19 protein-coding genes are annotated in these 18,758 nt (G+C 35.0%); 9 read left to right on the top strand and 10 right to left on the bottom strand.

Annotated features, from left to right (window positions below; translation table 11 throughout):
• Window positions 1-214 precede the first annotated feature (214 nt).
• Window positions 215-553 (bottom strand): zinc ribbon domain-containing protein, encoded by a 339-nt coding sequence (locus tag F6K15_RS21200; protein ID WP_287526127.1) that lies wholly within the window; start codon window positions 551-553, stop codon window positions 215-217.
• 851 nt (window positions 554-1,404) lie between these two features.
• On the opposite strand from F6K15_RS21200, the gene F6K15_RS21195 reads away from it, so the two are divergent.
• From F6K15_RS21195 to F6K15_RS38515, 7 genes are all read left to right on the top strand, one after another.
• Window positions 1,405-2,085: a hypothetical protein gene (locus F6K15_RS21195; protein ID WP_293063970.1), complete on the top strand. Its 681-nt coding sequence runs from the start codon at window positions 1,405-1,407 to the stop codon at window positions 2,083-2,085.
• A gap of 442 nt (window positions 2,086-2,527) precedes the next feature.
• Window positions 2,528-3,001, top strand: a complete 474-nt coding sequence (locus tag F6K15_RS21190; protein WP_293063968.1) for a TspO/MBR family protein — start codon at window positions 2,528-2,530, stop codon at window positions 2,999-3,001.
• Between the two features lie 1,048 nt (window positions 3,002-4,049).
• On the top strand, window positions 4,050-5,843 hold the full coding sequence (locus F6K15_RS21185) for a sodium:solute symporter (protein WP_293063967.1): 1,794 nt from the start codon (window positions 4,050-4,052) through the stop codon (window positions 5,841-5,843).
• A 1,324-nt stretch (window positions 5,844-7,167) separates the two neighbouring features.
• The gene (locus F6K15_RS21180) at window positions 7,168-7,671 is read left to right on the top strand and encodes a DUF4149 domain-containing protein (protein WP_293063965.1); all 504 of its coding nucleotides are present in this window, start codon (window positions 7,168-7,170) and stop codon (window positions 7,669-7,671) included.
• Window positions 7,672-7,768: 97 nt separating this feature from the next.
• A complete protein-coding gene (locus F6K15_RS21175) occupies window positions 7,769-7,891 on the top strand; it encodes a hypothetical protein (RefSeq protein ID WP_293063963.1) in 123 nt (40 codons plus the stop codon).
• A gap of 157 nt (window positions 7,892-8,048) precedes the next feature.
• Window positions 8,049-8,228 (top strand): hypothetical protein, encoded by a 180-nt coding sequence (locus F6K15_RS38520; protein WP_363268412.1) that lies wholly within the window; start codon window positions 8,049-8,051, stop codon window positions 8,226-8,228.
• A gap of 184 nt (window positions 8,229-8,412) precedes the next feature.
• Window positions 8,413-8,601, top strand: a complete 189-nt coding sequence (locus F6K15_RS38515; RefSeq protein WP_363268410.1) for a hypothetical protein — start codon at window positions 8,413-8,415, stop codon at window positions 8,599-8,601.
• Window positions 8,602-8,735: 134 nt separating this feature from the next.
• On the opposite strand, the gene F6K15_RS21165 is transcribed toward F6K15_RS38515, so the two are convergent.
• From F6K15_RS21165 to F6K15_RS21150, 4 genes are all read right to left on the bottom strand, one after another.
• Window positions 8,736-8,858: a hypothetical protein gene (locus F6K15_RS21165; protein WP_293063961.1), complete on the bottom strand. Its 123-nt coding sequence runs from the start codon at window positions 8,856-8,858 to the stop codon at window positions 8,736-8,738.
• A gap of 80 nt (window positions 8,859-8,938) precedes the next feature.
• Window positions 8,939-9,238 (bottom strand): TMEM165/GDT1 family protein, encoded by a 300-nt coding sequence (locus F6K15_RS21160; RefSeq protein ID WP_293063960.1) that lies wholly within the window; start codon window positions 9,236-9,238, stop codon window positions 8,939-8,941.
• Window positions 9,239-9,495: 257 nt separating this feature from the next.
• Entirely contained in the window at window positions 9,496-9,951 is a 456-nt protein-coding gene (locus F6K15_RS21155) for a TMEM165/GDT1 family protein (protein WP_293063991.1), read from the bottom strand.
• Between the two features lie 132 nt (window positions 9,952-10,083).
• Window positions 10,084-10,443: a YkgJ family cysteine cluster protein gene (locus tag F6K15_RS21150; RefSeq protein ID WP_293063958.1), complete on the bottom strand. Its 360-nt coding sequence runs from the start codon at window positions 10,441-10,443 to the stop codon at window positions 10,084-10,086.
• A gap of 158 nt (window positions 10,444-10,601) precedes the next feature.
• Between F6K15_RS21150 and psb30 the strand changes: the two genes are divergently transcribed.
• Window positions 10,602-10,733: a photosystem II reaction center protein Ycf12/Psb30 gene (gene psb30 / locus F6K15_RS21145; RefSeq protein ID WP_293063956.1), complete on the top strand. Its 132-nt coding sequence runs from the start codon at window positions 10,602-10,604 to the stop codon at window positions 10,731-10,733.
• 404 nt (window positions 10,734-11,137) lie between these two features.
• On the opposite strand, the gene rppA is transcribed toward psb30, so the two are convergent.
• Genes rppA through F6K15_RS21130 form a run of 3 tightly spaced genes read right to left on the bottom strand, consistent with a single transcriptional unit; the run spans window position 11,138 to window position 13,112 of the window.
• Window positions 11,138-11,845: a two-component system response regulator RppA gene (rppA, locus tag F6K15_RS21140; protein ID WP_293063954.1), complete on the bottom strand. Its 708-nt coding sequence runs from the start codon at window positions 11,843-11,845 to the stop codon at window positions 11,138-11,140.
• 24 nt (window positions 11,846-11,869) lie between these two features.
• Window positions 11,870-12,523 carry a glutathione S-transferase family protein gene (locus F6K15_RS21135; RefSeq protein WP_293063952.1) on the bottom strand — a complete coding sequence of 218 codons (654 nt, stop codon included), beginning with the start codon at window positions 12,521-12,523 and terminating at the stop codon, window positions 11,870-11,872.
• 31 nt (window positions 12,524-12,554) lie between these two features.
• Window positions 12,555-13,112, bottom strand: a complete 558-nt coding sequence (locus F6K15_RS21130) for a GNAT family N-acetyltransferase (RefSeq protein WP_293063950.1) — start codon at window positions 13,110-13,112, stop codon at window positions 12,555-12,557.
• A 315-nt stretch (window positions 13,113-13,427) separates the two neighbouring features.
• On the opposite strand from F6K15_RS21130, the gene F6K15_RS21125 reads away from it, so the two are divergent.
• Entirely contained in the window at window positions 13,428-15,257 is a 1,830-nt protein-coding gene (locus F6K15_RS21125) for an ABC transporter ATP-binding protein (RefSeq protein WP_293063948.1), read from the top strand.
• A gap of 280 nt (window positions 15,258-15,537) precedes the next feature.
• On the opposite strand, the gene F6K15_RS21120 is transcribed toward F6K15_RS21125, so the two are convergent.
• On the bottom strand, window positions 15,538-17,697 hold the full coding sequence (locus F6K15_RS21120) for an interleukin-like EMT inducer domain-containing protein (protein WP_293063946.1): 2,160 nt from the start codon (window positions 17,695-17,697) through the stop codon (window positions 15,538-15,540).
• A 704-nt stretch (window positions 17,698-18,401) separates the two neighbouring features.
• Window positions 18,402-18,707: a hypothetical protein gene (locus F6K15_RS21115; protein ID WP_293063945.1), complete on the bottom strand. Its 306-nt coding sequence runs from the start codon at window positions 18,705-18,707 to the stop codon at window positions 18,402-18,404.
• Window positions 18,708-18,758 lie beyond the last annotated feature (51 nt).

The following is an 18,758-nucleotide window of genomic DNA, read 5'->3' as shown; positions in this document are numbered from 1 at the left end:
GTTGCCCGCATTAATTAATACTTCTTACTTCCTGAAACAAGCAAATTTTGTATATCACGGTTCTTGGGAATTGCTATATATGAATATTAAGCAACCATCAAAATTTTTATAACAGGAGCAGCTTGTTGATGTAATCAACCATGATTTTGATTGTCTAATTTTTATTTTTGGAGAAAATTATTGGAGTAAAAATTAGAAAGATTTTTGTGATATTTTAGTCTCCTAGTTTTTGCTTAAAATTTGGATAGGTACTATGGTCGTTGATATTTACTATGCGACTTTCATCGCCTGTTGCTGTGATATTTTCATAGATTCCTTGGTCTCTTTTTACTAATTTACTAAATCCTTGACTTTTTAAATCGCTGATGCCCGTTTCTACTATTATTCTAGGGGCACTAATCATACGTTTAACAGGAGTGTCTTCTGGGGTGTCACCAAGATCGCATTTAGCTAATTTGCATAACTGGCCCCAAGTTGTAATATTTTCATTTATACTGTGCCAAACTTCCAGTTTTTGCTGATTAGTTGGACAAAAATAATCGTATACAGGCATAGTAATACTTCTGGCAGTAAAAGGCTTAGTTTTTAATTATAGATGATGCTAAAGTTTTTCCATATGTATAAACAGAAAATCAAATTTTTGAGAGATTATGAAGAATAGTGACGGTGGATAAAGAGAGTTTTTGCTAGGAAAAAATTATATAGCAATTCCCAAAAAGCGCGAGGTACAAAATTCATTTGTTTTAGGGAACAGGGAACAGGAAAGAAAAAATAAAGATAGATGTACCTCATTAGCCTGAGAAACGCTATAGTCTAATATCTACAGCTCATCTGTAAAGACTATATGTTATATCAAATTGATGAACTTTTGCTACAAATAACTAGGCTATTTCTGAGGTTCTGAGGAGTCAGATGTCAGAATGAATAGATTTAATACCATTTTTGATGTCGTAAATTATTTTTGCCGTCAAATAGACATTTCATATAAAGTATTTTAATGGCACTTATTATCCATAAAATTATTTCTTCAAAGTGGTATTACACCAATCAAAAAAATAATGCTACAAAAAAAATGCTGAAAATTATGCTTAAAAATAATTCCTCTAATCCTGTAAGCCATCTATTTCGATTGTTTTTCCTTTGTTGTGATTTGTTTATTACTATTTACTTTTTCTTTCTTGACTTATTCCTTAGCGATATATGTGAGGATATATACTTTTTTTCTGAGATTGATTTGGTAAATTAATTAAGGTTAATTATTCTTTTTAAGAGTCTTTATCGAGTTTTATCATACTAATTGATTTTTTTTGCTGCTATCCAACTATTATTAGTTTAAATCTACATTTGATGTTAATATAAAATCTCAATATACAGGAACCAAATGATTTTAAGGAGAATTAATTAATGAGTGATTTTAAAGTAACACCACAAAGCGATCTAACTACCAGTCAAATGTTAGAGAGATACAATTTAGACGATGAAATAATTCTAAAACGTTGGGCACAATTACATGGTATTGACAATAATCGTGGTTACTACAATCCAGATGAAGTCGATCTAATAGATCATGTACATCATCATATTTATAATCTTGGCATGAGTATTATAGATTATCAAAGTTTTATAGACCGCCACCAAATTTCAGCACAACGATCTACTCAAGAAAATGATAAAAATATGACGGAAAATAAGATTTATACAAATGTAAGTAATTCGGCAGAAAAAGGTCAAGGAGCAGAAAATTTTGTTTGTAATGATTATGACGCAATAAATAATACTTCAGAAGAAATTAATAATGAAGAGTATGCAGCTATAGAGATGTTGAAAAAGCAGTATTCTGAAGCAATTGATTTAATGGGAGAAAAAATTGCTGACCATTTTATAGATGAATTAGATTTATCTGTAATGCGACATCTTGTTAAGAAGGTAAAAGAGCGTCAAAGACTTAATGGTAAAGTTTCATCAAATCGTTTTCTGAAAACAATTAAAGCTGTTTTACAGCCTCAAAATGGTAATTTTCTTGTTCCTAAAGATAATGAGGATGAATCTAGTATTGAACTAGAACAAAATCATCGACTTGGTTAGTTCATTTGTTTCGCAATAATTTACTGTTATGGGGGTAGGTTTTACATGAGAGTTTTTTGAGTTTAGATTGAATCTTTTGTTAAACCTAATACTCTTCATAAATAAGTAGGTAGGCACAAAAAAAATTAAGCATTCAGCCGTCAGCTAGCCTCTTTTCCTGCGGAATGCTACGCAAACAGAGGAGCTTTCCTATCGGAATGCTGCGCAAACGCTAACAGCTATTAGCTATTAATTCATTGCCTTGAGAGCAGGAATTAGTATTAAAAAATTTAAGGATAATTATAAAGTATTGGAAAAAAACTGACCTTGACCTTATCAGTGTATATACATTATCTATGAAACAGCTAAAAGCTGACCGCTAATAGCTGAATGCTTACATTATAACTAGCTAAATACTAATCATTTTATGTTGCATTGCTGTGAATTATAAACTATAAAAAAAATGATTAAATCTTGGATGATAATTGGTGCGGTTACTTTCTTAATAGCATTAAGTAGTAGCATTTTGACGCGGTCTAGAGGTGTCCGATGGTTTAGAAATCTACAACGACCTCATTGGTTAACTTTTGAAAGAGGAATTCCCATCATTTGGACGATAATTTTTATTTGTGGTGCTTGGTCTGCATATATTATCTGGGAACAGGAACCAGGAACTCAAAAAACTTGGTTATTAATGGCATTATATTTATTGTTAGAAATTGTGACAATAGCTTATACACCTGTAATGTTTTGGATGCAAAATTTGAAGGTAGGAACAATTATTGGAGGAACGGGTTTTGTATTAAGTTTGATACTAATTTTGACTGTCTGGCAAATTAATAGTTGGGCTGGAATATTATTGTTACCTTATACATTTTGGAGTCCAATTGGTACTTATACTACTTGGGAAATGAATCGTATTAATTCTGAAAATTAGTTAGAGTAATTAATTTTTAGTGTTATATCAATTCCCCGAAATTTGGCGGCACTTAAAATTTTAACCACTATTTATTTAAGTTAGTGCGGAGTATCTAATAGTTATTAGATTTTTTATATAGCAATTCCCATGCTGGTGAGTTACAAAATTCCTTTATTTATTTAAGTTAGTGCGGAGTATCTAATAGTTATTATGATTTTTATATAGCAATTCCCATGCTAGTGAGTTACAAAATTCCTGATTTCAAGCCTCCTTATTGCAGAGGTACTGATAACTGATAACTGATAACTGAAATGAGCTTCTCAGAGTGGGATGAAATTTATTCATTTTGTTTGTAGCGATCGCCAGAGAATGGAAGAATAGAATCTACCCTAAATTATCCTAGGGATTTTTTGAATTCAAATAATAGATAAGTAGTTGGATAGACAATAATAATATCTCCTTTGATACGAAAACCACAAAATTAAATTACTATAGTAGATGCTAGGTTTTAGATTCAGTATTATTGGAAATTTAACTAGCTCTGGGCTAACAGTTTTTAGTTATAAACTTGGGTTTAAAGACAATTTAAAAGGAAATTTATCTCGGTTTGAGTATAAATTTAAGCTAAATGTTGACTGCTGAATTGCTGGACTATTTTTCACCCCCAACCAATTGTAAATAATTAGCGTATAAGCATTCAGCTAGCTCAAATTCAGCTATCAGATGGATGAAAGAAAGAATCAAACAATGACTAAGGTTAGGTCAAATGACTATTTCATTTGAGGTGTTTTTAAAGCATAGAATATAGCAGTTATCTTATTCTTATGTATTGGTTTGTTCCCTCCATACCTAAAACAAAAGTCTCCAATATCTCACAACTAAAATCATATTGCTATACTTCTAGAAGATTATCGATTAATGTTATTTACAACAATTGAAAAACAGAATCAACAGATAGTTTATTTTGTCGGCTCGCTCGTAACAATTATCAGAAACTCTCATAATTGCTATAGTGCTATCTTTGATATAAAATTATCAATAATAATTGATTTATGGATTTACTTTTATGGAAATAATTGATTATATAGTTGTACTAATTTATTTAGTATTTATTATAGTTTTTGGTGTTTTTCTACAAAGAAAAGCTTCTACAGGAATAGAGTCTTACTTTCTAGGAAATCGGAATTTGCCTTGGTGGGTTTTGGGTGCTTCTGGTATGGCTTCTAATACTGATTTAGCAGGTACTATGGTGTTAACTGCTTTAGTTTATGCTTTGGGAACTAAGGGATTTTTTATCGAAATTCGCGGTGGATTAGTATTAATAATGGCGTTTTTAATGACGTTTATGGGAAAATGGAATCGTCGTGCTCAAGTAATGACTATTGCTGAATGGATGAAGTTACGTTTTGGTAAAGGTAGAGAGGGAAATATAGCTAGAATTATTAGTGCAGTTGCTAATATTATTTTTGCTATTGGTACAATGAGTTATTTTGCAGTTGGGGGTGGAAAATTTTTAGGTGGTTTTCTGGGAATTAATGATAAACTCGCCGGAATTTTATTAATTTTATTAGCTTTAATCTATACTGCTGTGAGTGGATTTTATGGGGTTGTTTTGACAGATGTTTTTCAGGGATTTTTGATTTTTGTGGCAATTTTATATATCTGCTTTATTGCTTTTCAAACTGTAGATTTGCCAGAGACTTTTTCAATTTCACTTCCGGGTAGCGAACAATTACAAGAATGGAGTTTGAAAGAATGGAGTAGTATTATCCCTCCAATAAAAATTGATTTGCCAGGGGATTATAGTATTTTTAATTTGTTTGGTGGGGTGATGTTATTTTACGTCTTTAAAGTATTTCTAGAAGGTGGTGCTGGTGGGGGTGGGTATATGATTCAACGTTACTTTGCAGCTAAGAGTGATCGTCAAGCTGGTTTACTTTCTTTATTCTGGATTTTCTTATTATCTTTTCGGTGGCCTCTAGTTACAGCTTTGGCAATATTAGGAATAGATTATGGCTTAAAAAATCAGGTAATTTCTGACCCTGAGTTAGTTTTACCTACTGTAATTGCTGAATATATTCCGGTAGGAATGAAGGGTTTATTAATTGCCTGTTTTATTGCAGCAGCAATGTCAACTTTTGATTCAATTATTAATGCTAGTGCAGCATATTGGGTCAAGGATATTTATCAAGCTTATCTTAAACCTGAAGCTTCTAATCAACAATTGGTTAATCAAGGTCGTTTAGCGTCTATTGTCATTGTTGGTTTAGGGTTAATTTTTAGTTTTAATATTACAAATATTAATGATATCTGGGGATGGTTAACTTTAGGATTAGGAACTGGGCTGTTTATTCCTTTAGTATTGAGATGGTATTGGTGGAGATTTAATGGTTATGGGTTTGCCATTGGTACTGGAACGGGTTTAATTGCTGCTATTTTGACAAAAGGAGTAATTTTACCTGTGGTGAATAATTCTCAAATTCAGGAATATATTTTATTTTTAGTGCCAAGTATTTGTTCTTTTTTAGGATGTATTTTGGGGACATTTTTTACACCAGCAACTAACTTAGAAACGATTGATAATTTTTATCGGGTTACCAGACCTTTTGGCTTTTGGGAAGTAGTTAGGAAAAAATTACCAACTAATATTCAGGCAAAAATTAAGGTAGAAAATCAACGAGATATTATGGCAACTTTGATTGCTATTCCTTGGCAGTTGGTTTTATTTTTGATGGGAATGATGTTGATGATGAAACAGTGGGATAATTTTGGGATTTTATTATTAATATTTATTTTATTGTCGATTGGATTGTATTTTACTTGGTTTAGGTATTTGGATAAAATCATAGACTTAAGCTAATATGCTTTGATTTTGAGAATAATCTAAGATAATGGATTAAAAGAACACCCGACCTGGAAATAAATAGGTCATTTCAGTTATCAGTTATCAGTACCTCTGCAATAAGGAGGCAAGAAAATACGGAATTCTCTTTTCTCTTGGTTGATTAGATATGGCGAGGAAACCTCGCCATCTCTCGACCGCTTTTTATCCTCTTAAAAGGGGAGATTTTAGACCACGATTTTTCAGTCATATAAAGATGCTTTATAGCGGTTTTCACTCATGTTGACTACAAAGCTTCTGCCTTCTGCCTTTAAGCCAAAATCTCTGTATTCTATGAAACATGAAAACTGCTATAAACTTATATAGCAATTCCCAAGAAGCATGAGGTACAAAATTTATTTGTTTTAGGGAGTAGGGAGTAAGGAATAAAAAAGAAGAAAAACAACTGTATCTCAGTAACTAGAGAAACGCTATATAGTTATTTCAGTGTAGATTGAAACAATGGTTTATTGCCTCGAAATAGTTTCAGGCGAAAAAGTGTTTAATTCTTATTTTAAATGACTATATATTCACAATTTAAATTTGCAATATAGCAGTCTAAGTAAAGGTTAGGATAGATCAAAAGCTTAAAATTCAGACATCGAATTTGTATTATCTCTCCTACGCTTTATTTAGGGTTAGATGTTATGGATAAAGTTGAGGAAAAAATAATTCCTTGAGGCCAAGAGAAGAAAAATTTTTCCTTTGAGTCAATCCTCTTCTTTTCAAGGATAGGTAATTGTTAATTATTAATTATTAATTATTAATTGTTGAATTCTCCCCCACTCCCCTACTCACCCGCAATGCGAAAATGTAGCAAACATTTATCAAATTGGTATTAGCTCATAGGTGTTAGGTACTATAACAATTTTATGTGAAGTGGCACAGAATTATGGAATTTATTAACTTGTCTATCTCGAGCTACAACCAACTCTGATTAATATATTATTCTATGCAGCTTCATCTGAATTTGGTATGATGCCAATTTTATGTGAAACGGCACATAATTACCAACTTTTATAAGTTATTAATCTCGAGCTACAGTCAATTATTTATTCTTGAAGCCTTAATTCTATGGAAACTAATATTAAATTACTATCAAGTTATTTGAGAAATTTACCAATGATTAATTAGCAATTACCAATTACCAATTACTAACTTAGATTTCTTGTTTAGGAAATTTTAGTGATTTTTACATTTCTTATAAAAATCAGATTGTAAAAATACTTAATACTAATTGAGGCGAATTTTAGTTAAGCTGAAGGTAACTCATTCATATATAACTCTAAATAGGTAAAAATATATGGCAACTATTTCTCCAAATCTGGAATCTAATCAAAAACTTTGGCAAACAATAGTTTGTTTAACTTTAGGTTTCTGGTTAAGTGCCTGCATAATTTTAGACGTGGTAATTATGCCTAGTATGTATGCTTCTGGCATGATGAATACATCAGATTTTACAGCAGCAGGTTCAATAATGTTTTCCTTATTTAACCGAGTTGAATTAATTTGTGCAAGCTTGGGTTTAACAGGTTTATTAGTATTAAGTGCCACGCCAAATAATTTTATTAAAAAAAGTAAAACAGCAATTATATTTTCTATAGCATTATTGGCGATCGCTCTAATTGATACTTACGGTTTAACTCCTCAAATGAGTGCTTTGGGTATAAATCTAAATCTGTTTGAGTCAGTTAAAGAAGTTCCTTTAGCAATGAATCAAATGCACGGCGGTTACTGGTTATTAGAAATTATTAAATTAGTTGTTGGTGGTACTTTACTTGGTTGGTGTTATCAACAAAAAAACTAATAATAAGGTTGTAGGTGAAAAAAGTAGGGTGAGTGAATTTTGGTTGAGATAAAATTAATCTCAATTAAGTAAATATTTGCCCACCCTTAACTGACTAATGCCAATTCCCAAAAATAATGCTATACTTCCGATGCAACTTCAGTTATTAAGTAATAATAATGCTTCAGTAATGTTTGTCAAGATTATCGGTATTAAATCAAAATATATTATATCTTTATAATCCTACTCCCTACTGCCTACTATCAAGGGGATGTAGCAAAACTTTTGAGAAATGGTATAACTGATCACTGAAATGACCTCTAAAGAAACTCATGCCTTACAGTAAATTTACCTTAGAGTAAGTTCTCACTAATTTTAATCTTCAGCTGGTCGAAAACTTGGGTAAATTTAATAAATTACCAGATGTTATTCCCAGTCAATTTCTTCAAGAAGCTTTAGAATATTATCTACCATTAGCAGTGGCGAACGCTTCGGAAAAAGCTAGTTTCCTGACGGAATGCTCCGCAAACAGAATGTATTATTGCTCCAGTATTAGCAGAAGTAAAAAAAATATCTAATAATCAAATAGACTTATTTTCTGGCATCGAATTTAATGTTAACCCAGAGCTAGGATTAAATGGTTTTTGCGATTTTATTATTAGTCGTTCCACATTACAAACGATAATTCAAGCACCAATAGTTACTCTTGTAGAAGCTAAGAATGATAATATTAAATCTGGCTTTGGTCAATGTATTGCCGAAATGGTTGCTGCCCAGATTTTTAATCAAAATAAAGGGAATGAAATTAGCAAAATTTATGGAGCTATTACCACGGGAACAGCTTGGCAATTTTTAGAATTAGAAGCTCAAACTCTAGTATTAGATTTAGAGGAATATTCTATCAAAAACTTACCGAAGATTTTAGGAATATTAACCAGTTTTGTTAGTTAGTAAGAGGTAGAGGGGGTAGGGAGTAGGGAGTAGGGGGAAATAATTGATAATTTATGTACAATAATTGATTTTATTCTTGATTACTGGAAATTTCTACAGTAGATTCCAAGTATGTGAGATATAAGTATTAATATTCAAATCTCCGTAGTGCGAGCATCTTGCTCGCTAGCAGCATACTCAGACAAAACAATATTTTTCCTTCTTCCTTCTTCCTTCTTCCTTGGATATTCATGCAATGGGTATGGGCGAATGTCCATTCGCCCATACAGAGTTTTAGTTGTCAGGATAGGGTTGATAAATAGACAATTTCAAATATCAGTTAAAGCAATATTTAAACTTAACTATTTTCCGACTCTTCTGGCTCCTCTTCACCAGAGAATAAAAGACGAAAACCCATAATTGCAAATCCAATAGCAGCAGTAACCTTTACTATATTTGTTGGTAAAATTTCTGCGACTCCTTGCCCTACTAAAACTCCTAAAAAACTCGTTAATAATAGAGCAGATGCAGTACCCAAAAATACTGCCTGGGGAAATTTTGAAGACCCACCAAGAGCGATCGCTGCTAATTGACTTTTATCTCCTAATTCGGAGAAAAAAACTGCGATAAAACTTAAACCTAAAAGTTGCCAATCCATAGTTAGTTAATAAGTAAGAAGTAAGAAGGAAGAAGGAAGAAGGAAGAAGGAAGAAGGAAGAAGAATATTTATATAAAGTCAAGCTTTTATCAAGAAAGAAGTCAGAATTCAGAATTAAATTCTATAAATAGGAGTAGATGTAGCTTGCTTATGATGAAAAAGAATAATTTACTTTAAGACCTATGAATGCTATACTCTTAATTCTTTCTCCTAGTAAGTCGCTAATTCAACAGCTCCCCTAGCTAGTTCCTGATTTTTTAACCAGGAAAATTTTCATAAAAAACTTCTACAATTAAAGTCAAAGATATTAGTAATAAAATAATTCCTGCTGCTCTTTCTACAGTTTTAGGAGAGAGACGACTGGCTAACCATTGACCCAACAAAACCCCTAACAAACTTGTAGTTACTAATGCGCTACCTGCACCTAAAAATACTATCAAAGGAGATTGAGATTCAGCAGTCATTAACAGAGTAGTAAGCTGAGTTTTATCGCCAATTTCTGCTAAAAGTATTGTCACAAAAGTTGAAGCAAATACTGCCCATGCTCCTGTTTTTTGTACCTTTGTTTCTTGTGGTTCTGATTGAGAATTAGTAGGAGGTAAAATTTCACCTTTTTCTGAACTAACTTGCAAAGGTAAGCTCTCAGATATTTGTTTTTGTTCTAAATCTATTTGGGTTTGATCTGTATTTTCTCTGGTCTGGAAAAATTTCACTGGCAACTATAATAAATTACTAAATTACTGAATATATGTAGATTTTTTCAATCTGGCTTATTGTTTCAGATAATCACTTTGAATGTCAAATACTTACCGAAGAATTAATTATTAATTATTAATTGTTAATTATTAATTATTGAAAATACCCACTGCATAATTAAAGCGCAACATTTCTAGACTACGATCGCCGTACATATCTCCAATGTGCTGCTGACAACAATCAATGGCAAATTCATTAAGTTCTTCTGGTTCAATACCGTACAATTCTCTAAAAGTATCTGGTTGGACTCGACAAAAACGGGGCCTCTCAGGGTAAATACGGCATTCTCGCGTTAAACTATCGTAATTAATACACCATCCATCCGCCCCTACTAAACTCATATAATGCTTTAGCTCTTCTGTAGATAAATATTCCTCTAACTCTGGACGCTCTGTTGGGTCTAAGTAACAACAAGCACCACAATTTTTTATACAACGCCAACTAGCCATTTTTTTTTAGCCAATAGTTATCAATTAACGGCCTTCTGATTGTAGCAAACTAAATTATTGAGTTTTGTAAAGTATCTTAAATTAAAGTAGCGATAGCTTGGTAGAATAAAAGACGGTTTTTCAGTTCAATATATATTTGATTTATTCTTAGGGGAATTATGGGGTTTTTAACTGATTTGTTAAGCAACATTAACTTTGAAACTATTGCCCAGTTAACAATGTTGGCCATGGTTGTAATTGCTGGCCCTGTAGTTATTGTGCTACTGGCACTTCGGGGCGGCGATTTGTAATACCATTTCACGGAAGTCAGAAGTCAATTGTTTGGGGTTTTAACGAAGTCAGAAGTCAGAAGTCAGAAGTCAGAAGTTAACCCACCCCTCGCCCCTCCCCCTCCCAGGAGGGGAAATAGGGGATTTGAGCAACTCTCCAAAAACCCGATCGCCTTAAAAGGCGGGGTTGCGCGACCCAATTATTTTGATCAGACACGGAGTGGCGTGTCGAAGACTATTCCCATGCAATTAGACCTTCTGTCTTTCTTAGTGCAGGATGGCGGAAATAACTGACCCGTTACAAAATCCTAAAGCAACCAGGACTTACGCAGAGAGTCTACTTATGGCGAGGGCGAATACCATTCGCCCCTACTGACTTTTAACTTCCGCGTAGCGGCACTAGCTCCCGCTGCCTTCTTCAACAATTATTTCGATGATTGGTGATGATAATTACTTTCTCCAAACCGATAACCTTTTCGATAAACAGTATAAATTAGTGGCAACTCTCCATTTACTTCTATTTTTCGTCGCAATAAACGTATTTGTGCTGCTAAAACGTTACTGCTTGGTTTTTCTCCTTCTCCCCACAAATATTCATAGATTTGGTGATGAGTTAGAAGTTGGCCGGGGTGGGTCATAAAATATGCCAGCAATTTACATTCTTTTTCCGATAAATTAATTATCTGTCCACTGCGATAAGCTACTTGATTTTCTATGTCTAGCTCTAAACCTGCTACTTGTAGATGTTGCTCAGTTGTACTTGTTTCAATATTTTGGGGACGACGTAATAATGCTCGAACTCTTGCTAATAACTCTCGCAACTCAAAAGGTTTAACTAAATAATCATCTGCTCCAGCATCTAATCCAGTAACGCGATCGTCTACTGTGTCTTTGGCAGTAAGAAATAAAACTGGTGTGTAGTCGTGGCGCGAACGTAACTCCTGACAAATTTCTAATCCTGTTTTGTGAGGTAACATCCAATCTAAAATCAGCAAATCATAGTTACCCTGACTTGCCATGTGACTACCAATTTTTCCATTATCAGCAACATCAACACTATACCCCTCTCGGTTCAAAGCACGACTTAGAGGAGAAGTTAACTCCGGTTCATCATCCACTAAAAGAATTTGCATTTGATGAATTCTAAGATTAGTCAGTTAAAATTTTGAATCAAAAATAGTTTCTGACTCAACTTCTGCTGCTGCTAACCATTCTTGCATATCAGCTAGCGCCCAAACCGCTTCAGCATAAGCTTGTGCTACTGGTTCAAGTTTCACGTGATAAGTGGCAAAGCGAGAAACTACCGGAGCATACATAGCATCAGCAATTGTAAACTTACCAAACAGCATATCACCTTCTGCTCCAAATTTTTCGCGACACTCTCGCCACATTCTTCCGACCCTCTCAATTTCAGGTCTAACTTCTGGAATTATACCTACTTCTGGATAACGACCTCGACAGTCCATTGGCATATATTGGCGTAAATTTGGGAATCCTGAGTGCATCTCCGCACTAATTGCCCGCGCTACTGCTCGTGCTTCGCGGTCTTTTGGCCACAAATAATTGGCAAATTTCTCCGCTACATACTCACAAATAGCTAGAGATTCCCATATCTTAATATCCCCGTCTAACAAAACTGGTACTAGACCAGTAGGAGAATATTTTAAAATTTCTTGATGGGTAATATGTGTATCCAGAGGAATTTTAATTTCAGTAAATTTCACTCCTGCTTGTTTCATAGTTAACCACGCTCGCAACGACCAAGAAGAATAGTTTTTATTGCCGATAACTAGAGTCAATTTACTCATCATTTTTTCAGATTTTTATAAGTAGAACATACAACTAACTGATAGGCCGATATTCTTTGCTTAAGATAGTATAGTATACCACGTTAGTCTGATAATAATTAGCATCTTTTTCGTATTTCATTCCTACTTTTTCCATTACTCGTCGGGAGGCAATATTTTCAGGTTGAGCAACTGCTACAATTTGCTCTAACTTCAACTCTTCAAATCCGTATCTTAAACTTGCTTTTGCTGCTTCTGTTGCTAATCCTTGATACCAATATGCAGGATTTAATAAATAGCCAAGCTCAATTTCTGGAGTATTGTCGAGAAAACAAAGTCCGCAACGACCAATCATTTTATGATCTCTTTTATGAACTACAGCCCACATTCCAAAATTATTTTTTTCCCAACTTTTAATTATACTGAATATTCTTGCTTCTGTTTCTGGCTTAGTGAGAATGTCTTTTCCCACATACTTCATTACCTTTGGATTATGATACAGATTGTATAATTCATCCAAATCATCAAGAATAAATTGTCTTAATTTTAATCTTTTTGTTTCAATTTCAACCATCATAATTAGGTAAGAATTTCCTGCGGAATTTGCTCGCATTCAGCTATTAGCTTTTTAATGGATGAAGCAAGCATTCGTTTAACTTTTCTATGGAGGGAAATGTAGATGTGGCTCGTGCTTACTGCTAAAGTTAAATAATAGGCTTTTAACCATATTTTTAATTATTTGAAGTCTCTCAATTGCTTTTTTCTCCTTTATGAGCTGATAGCTGATAGCTGACCGCTGTTTGCGCAGCATTCCGGAGGAAATGCTTACATAATTAGAATTATTTATGAGCCATTAATTGTGAATATTTAGCTGATATGCTACCTTATAAAAACATTAGACTACCTAGAGTTTAACCAAAAAACATCTATGAGAAGCATCTCACCAAAAGCCAATAGGAATAAAGAGAGAAATAATAATAAAACAGACTGGCAACTAATTAAAAGAATAATCGGCTATGGTCTAGGCCACAAAAAATTAGTATTTGCCTCACTGATATTATTGTTGCCACTATCAATTTCTGGAGCAATTCAACCACTATTAATCGGGCAAGCAATTTCTCTAATTTTAGGAGAAAAAACCTGGTCATTTCTCCAACAAATATCATTATCTCAAGGATTGAATATTTTAGGTTCTATATTAATGTTGAGTATTATTATACGACTAATATTTCAATCTTTACAAGGCTTCTTAGTACAAAAAGTCGGACAACAAATTACTGCTGATATTAGAAATGACTTATTTAAGCACGTTCTTTCTTTAGGAGTTAGATTTTTTGATAGTACCCCTGTGGGAAAATTAATTACTCGTCTTACCAGTGATGTTGAAGCTTTAGGAGATGTATTTTCCACAGGAGCTATTGGTATTTTGAGCGATTTATTTTCGATTTTAATAATTGCTATTACTATGTTTAGTTTGCAATGGCAACTGGGTTTAATCCTGACATTAATGATGTTACCAGTCACAGCAATTATTATTTATTTTCAGCAAAGATATCGGCAAGCTAATTATATAGCTAGAGATGAACTTTCTGGTTTAAATGCTCAATTACAAGAAAACTTAATTGGTATAGGAGTAGTACAATTATTTCGCCGAGAAAAATTTAATTCGGAGTTATTTAGAGTTAATAATATTGATTATATCAAAGCACTAGATAAAACTATTTTTTATGACTCAGCTATCTCTGGTATTTTAGAATGGATTTCTTTAGTTGCGATCGCTGCGGTATTATTCTTGGGAGGGCAATTTGTTTTAGCAGAAAATATAGATTTTGGCACTTTATCTTCCTTCATTTTATATGCTCAACGTTTATTCGATCCTCTGCGACAATTTGCCGAAAAATTTACAGCTATTCAAGCAGGTTTAACTGCAGTGGAACGTATTATTAATCTTCTCAATGAAGAAGTTGAAATTCTAGACCCAGAAGGAGAAATTAAAAAATTACCTACTCTTCAAGTTAACAATTCTAAAATTGGTGAAATTAGATTTGAAAATGTCTGGTTTGGCTATAAACCAAATGAATATGTTCTGAAAAATCTCAACTTTACTATTAAACCAGGGGAAAAAGTTGCTTTGGTCGGGCCTACTGGTGCAGGAAAAAGTTCTGTAATTCGCTTACTGTGTCGTTTATATGATGTCAATAAAGGCAGAATTTTAGTTGATGGAATTAATATTAAAGACTTACCTCAAGCAGAATTAAGAAAACATATTGGAGTAATTTTACAAGATGGTTTTTTATTCGCTGGAGATGTGAAAAGCAATATTACTTTGGGAGAAAATTATTCATTAGAGGAGATTCAAACCTCAGCAAAAAATACAAATATAGATAAATTTATTGCAGAATTACCCCAAGGATACAATACTCAACTACGAGAAAGAGGAGCTAATCTTTCTGGTGGTCAAAAGCAATTATTAGCATTTGCTCGTGCTGCTATTCGTAAACCGAGAATTTTAGTACTTGACGAAGCAACTGCTAGTTTAGATGTCGTAACAGAAGCTTTAATTCAATCAGCATTAGAAAAACTTTTAGTAGAAAGAACAGCTATTATTATTGCTCACCGACTTTCAACTATTAGAAATGTTAACCGGGTTTTTGTATTGAAGCGAGGAGAATTAATTGAGTCTGGTACTCACGAAGAATTATTACAAAAAGAAGGTCTTTATGCTGGTTTGTATAAATTACAAATGTTAGGAACTTAAAAGCCTGGCGTTGCTGGTTCTGGGTATGATGCAAGCCCCCCCTAGCCCCCCAATGCGCGGGGGGAATAAAACTCTAAAAGTCCCCCAAAGTTGGGGGACCAGCGGGGGCTTGACCAGAACCAAACAATCGCACATTCATACTTCAATTCAGCAACGCCAAAAGCCTCTATCCCCGTGTCTCCGCGTCTCCGCGTTCCCGTGTCTATCGAGAATGAAACAGCCCTGCTTCCTGGGAGCAGTAGGGGTGAGTCCCCACCCTCCCCACACTCTTTATCTAATGCTACCCAATTTGATATGATGCCTCAGTGTCAACATCGCAAATATAGGCAAAACCAGTTTTAGAGCCTAACAAGTCACCATTACCGCTGATAATAGCCCGACTACCATCGAAAGCAACACCATAACCCCATCCCAGATTTTTTGGCAAATCTGAGGGGTGCAACTTCTGTTTTTGCTCCCATTTGCCATTTTCCAACTGAAACAGATAGACAGCACCGTAATCCCACATACCATTAACACTAGCCTGAGATGCTCCCACAACTGCTACATTGCCTTTAATAGCTACGGAACATCCGAAACCATCGTGTTGCTTTTGGTCATTAGCTTGAATCTTCTGATGTAAGTACCATACACCGTTGTGTAATTCATAAATATAGGCCGCACCCGTATCTGCTTTTCCTTGTACACCAGAAAGATGTGCCCCTACAATTGCCCGATTGCCGCTAACAGCTAACGACCAACCACAATTATCGCCAGAACCTAAGTCTGGAGGTTGAAGTAGCTGCTGCTGCCAATTGCCACCTTCTAATCGAAAAACATAAGCAGCACCACAATTTTTTTTGCCTGGAGCATCAGCTAAATATGCTCCCACCATTGCTACATTACCCTCAATACAGACTGAGTAACCAAAACAATTGCCAGCTTCAAGGTCGTCTGGTTGCAATTTTTTGCCTTTTTGTACCCACTGACCACCTTCTAATTGGAAAACATAAGCAGCACCACAATAATTTTTGCCTGGAGCATCAGCTAAATATGCTCCCACGATCGCAAGTTTGCCATCAATTGCCACCGAATAACCGAAATAGTCGCTAGCTTTTAAGTCCGAAGGTTGTATAATTTGTTTGTGCTGCCACTGACCATCTTTTAATTCATAAATGTGAGCTGCACCCGCATTATTTTTGTCCAAAGCACTAGCAGAATGCTGGCCGACAATTGCGAAGTTACCGCTGATATCCAAAGAGTGACCATACCCAGCCATTTTCTGACCTTGAGGTTTGAGCTGCTGTTTTAACTTCCACTGACTGTTTTGCCAATGATAAATATAGGCATTGCCTTTACCATCATCCCCCACTAATGCATAGTCACCATCAATACCCACAGCTTGCTTAAAAGCAAAATATTCGCTAGCACTCTTCTTGGACAGTTTTTGCCTGGGTTTTAATTTTTTGTTCAAAAGAGGAGCAGTTTGCTGCGCCCAATATTTGACATTGACTCCCTCGGGTTTATATTGAGAGCAGTAGAGACAGAAATTATCTAGGTTTTCTACTGCTTGACCTGGTTTAGCTCCTTTATAACCAACGATCGCCCAACTACCTCCATACTCGAGATTACCTACCATTGTCGAACCAATAGAAGAACAAGCTGTTTTCATGTTCTGTTCTACTTCCGTGCCTGTATAATCTTTGGTAGCTATGGCAACTATTTCTCCTGCTTGTAAATCTTCGATGATTTCAACGAACCTATCTACCTCCTCTGGTATCCCAGGATTAAAACTACCAGAGCTTTTCACTTGCCCATCTTTGCCGTCTAATACTATCAGATTCCAGCCAGATTTATATCCTCCTTCTATAGCTAGAATTTTTCCGTTGAGGTGAATTTGTGCTTCTCCTCCTTGGGGGAGATAGTATGGTGCTGCAGCCAATATTGATGGTTTTGATACAGCTTCTACTGCAAAAGTTCCTAGATTTTCTACTACTTCTACCTCTTGGGTGTAGCTACTGCTGGTTTCTAACCAAAACATAGATTCATGGGCAGTACCTGGTTCATGGCCTTTGATACCTATGAGGGTGTAGGATTGGCCAACTTTCAGGTTGTCTATTTCAGCGCTGCCTATGGTTTTAAAAGCAGCTTTGGCTTTATCTGTTAGAGGAGTAGATACGGCATCACCTTTGATTGTTAGGGCAACTATCTTTCCTTCTGGCAGGTTATTGATGAAATCAGCAAAGATGTCGCTGTTGCCAATAGGAGTATCAAATCTGTTACAAAATAGTAGTTTACCTGTGATTTCATCGAATACGGCCACATTGATACCCCGACTATAGCTGCCGAAATTAATTTCTTGGCCATCGATATAAATTTTTGCTTTAGGTTCTCCTCCTCCATAATATTTGGCTGTATAGCCATTGGATGTAGCAGTTATAGTGATTTTTTTTATTGCCATGTTAATTTTATGTCTGCTTTATTGGTTGATTTTGTCTGATATTGACATCCTCCCGACGCTGCTCTACGAGACAGGGCGGGATTCCTGCTCCATCGCGGATAGAGGCTTTCTATTGCCTATTGACAGAGGAGCTGCGCTAATATAGCACCCGCCTTTCCTACGGAATGCTCCGCAAACGGGGATTTACTGCTATTAAAAGGAACAATGCTTTTTAGTCGATCTGGAACTTTTACTAGAAAGAAATAGAGCTAAAGTTTAACGGAGACAATTATAGCAGTTAAATGTATATATGTCGAGATGAAAAAGTCATATTAAATATTTAATTTTTGTTTGTCATTTGAGTCTTGACTGTAGGTTTTGTTTTTGATCGAGTCCCAATAGTAGTTTGCGGGGGAGCGCGATCGCGCTCCCCCGCAAACTCAAAAAAGCGATTAAACTTAGTTTAATCGCTTTTTCTACTGAGAAATGAATAAGAATTATATCATGTTCGGATGATCACTGATAATAAAGCCAGAATCATTACAGTAGAAGTATTCAAATTGTTTTTGAGTGGGCAGATATTAATAACCCATCCAGAGTTTTCGTTCTTTCAAGGTCTTGTCAATGCACTTTTTTCAGGCAGGCGATCGCCTTTTTTCACAGTTTTCCTTTTGGGATTAATCAAAGCGATCGCCCCTTATTCTTCTAACAGTACCGATAACTTATTAAGGTTGGTGTGCACCAATCAGAGATACTGTGACTTCTAGGGGAGTTAAAGTATCCGGACCTGTTGCGCCAAAAGCGTTGCAAACTTTACGTTCCTGCTTCATAAAACTGATATAAAACGTCACATAGCGTGATATTTTAATGTTTACTTCCTGCTTCTTGTGAGACCGTCGGCGGCTACTCATCCACAGGCATTCACGGTCAAGCCGACCGCATCTCTCAAATTTATACTGGCATTCAGATCCCGGTCTATAGATATCCCACCTTTCTGGCAAAAGAGCGATCGCCATTCGGCCATCAGTCAATTTCCGTTCTACTGAACTTATCCCAACTTACCCAACCGTTGGTCACGCTCC

Origin of the sequence: Okeania sp. SIO2B3 (assembly GCF_010672525.1) — a bacterium.
In the GTDB taxonomy this organism is placed as follows: Bacteria; Cyanobacteriota; Cyanobacteriia; order Cyanobacteriales; family Microcoleaceae; genus Okeania.
The sequence above is the reverse complement of the archived record's forward strand: the minus strand, read 5'-3'. Positions and strand labels throughout refer to the sequence as shown.

Bases quoted from the DNA above. Each gene is read 5' to 3' on its own strand.
- F6K15_RS21135 (WP_293063952.1), bottom strand. From the start codon at position 12,523: ATGATGAGTAAATTGACTCTAGTTATCGGCAATAAAAACTATTCTTCT.
- F6K15_RS21185 (WP_293063967.1), top strand. From the start codon at position 4,050: ATGGAAATAATTGATTATATAGTTGTACTAATTTATTTAGTATTTATT.
- F6K15_RS21150 (WP_293063958.1), bottom strand. From the start codon at position 10,443: ATGGCTAGTTGGCGTTGTATAAAAAATTGTGGTGCTTGTTGTTACTTA.
- F6K15_RS21125 (WP_293063948.1), top strand. From the start codon at position 13,428: ATGAGAAGCATCTCACCAAAAGCCAATAGGAATAAAGAGAGAAATAAT.
- F6K15_RS21120 (WP_293063946.1), bottom strand. From the start codon at position 17,697: ATGGCAATAAAAAAAATCACTATAACTGCTACATCCAATGGCTATACA.
- F6K15_RS21190 (WP_293063968.1), top strand. From the start codon at position 2,528: ATGATTAAATCTTGGATGATAATTGGTGCGGTTACTTTCTTAATAGCA.
- F6K15_RS21160 (WP_293063960.1), bottom strand. From the start codon at position 9,238: ATGGATTGGCAACTTTTAGGTTTAAGTTTTATCGCAGTTTTTTTCTCC.
- rppA (WP_293063954.1), bottom strand. From the start codon at position 11,845: ATGCAAATTCTTTTAGTGGATGATGAACCGGAGTTAACTTCTCCTCTA.
- F6K15_RS38515 (WP_363268410.1), top strand. From the start codon at position 8,413: ATGGTTGCTGCCCAGATTTTTAATCAAAATAAAGGGAATGAAATTAGC.
- F6K15_RS21165 (WP_293063961.1), bottom strand. From the start codon at position 8,858: ATGGACATTCGCCCATACCCATTGCATGAATATCCAAGGAAGAAGGAA.
- F6K15_RS21175 (WP_293063963.1), top strand. From the start codon at position 7,769: ATGCCAATTCCCAAAAATAATGCTATACTTCCGATGCAACTTCAGTTA.
- psb30 (WP_293063956.1), top strand. From the start codon at position 10,602: ATGGGGTTTTTAACTGATTTGTTAAGCAACATTAACTTTGAAACTATT.
- F6K15_RS21195 (WP_293063970.1), top strand. From the start codon at position 1,405: ATGAGTGATTTTAAAGTAACACCACAAAGCGATCTAACTACCAGTCAA.
- F6K15_RS21130 (WP_293063950.1), bottom strand. From the start codon at position 13,112: ATGCGAGCAAATTCCGCAGGAAATTCTTACCTAATTATGATGGTTGAA.
- F6K15_RS21200 (WP_287526127.1), bottom strand. From the start codon at position 553: ATGCCTGTATACGATTATTTTTGTCCAACTAATCAGCAAAAACTGGAA.
- F6K15_RS21180 (WP_293063965.1), top strand. From the start codon at position 7,168: ATGGCAACTATTTCTCCAAATCTGGAATCTAATCAAAAACTTTGGCAA.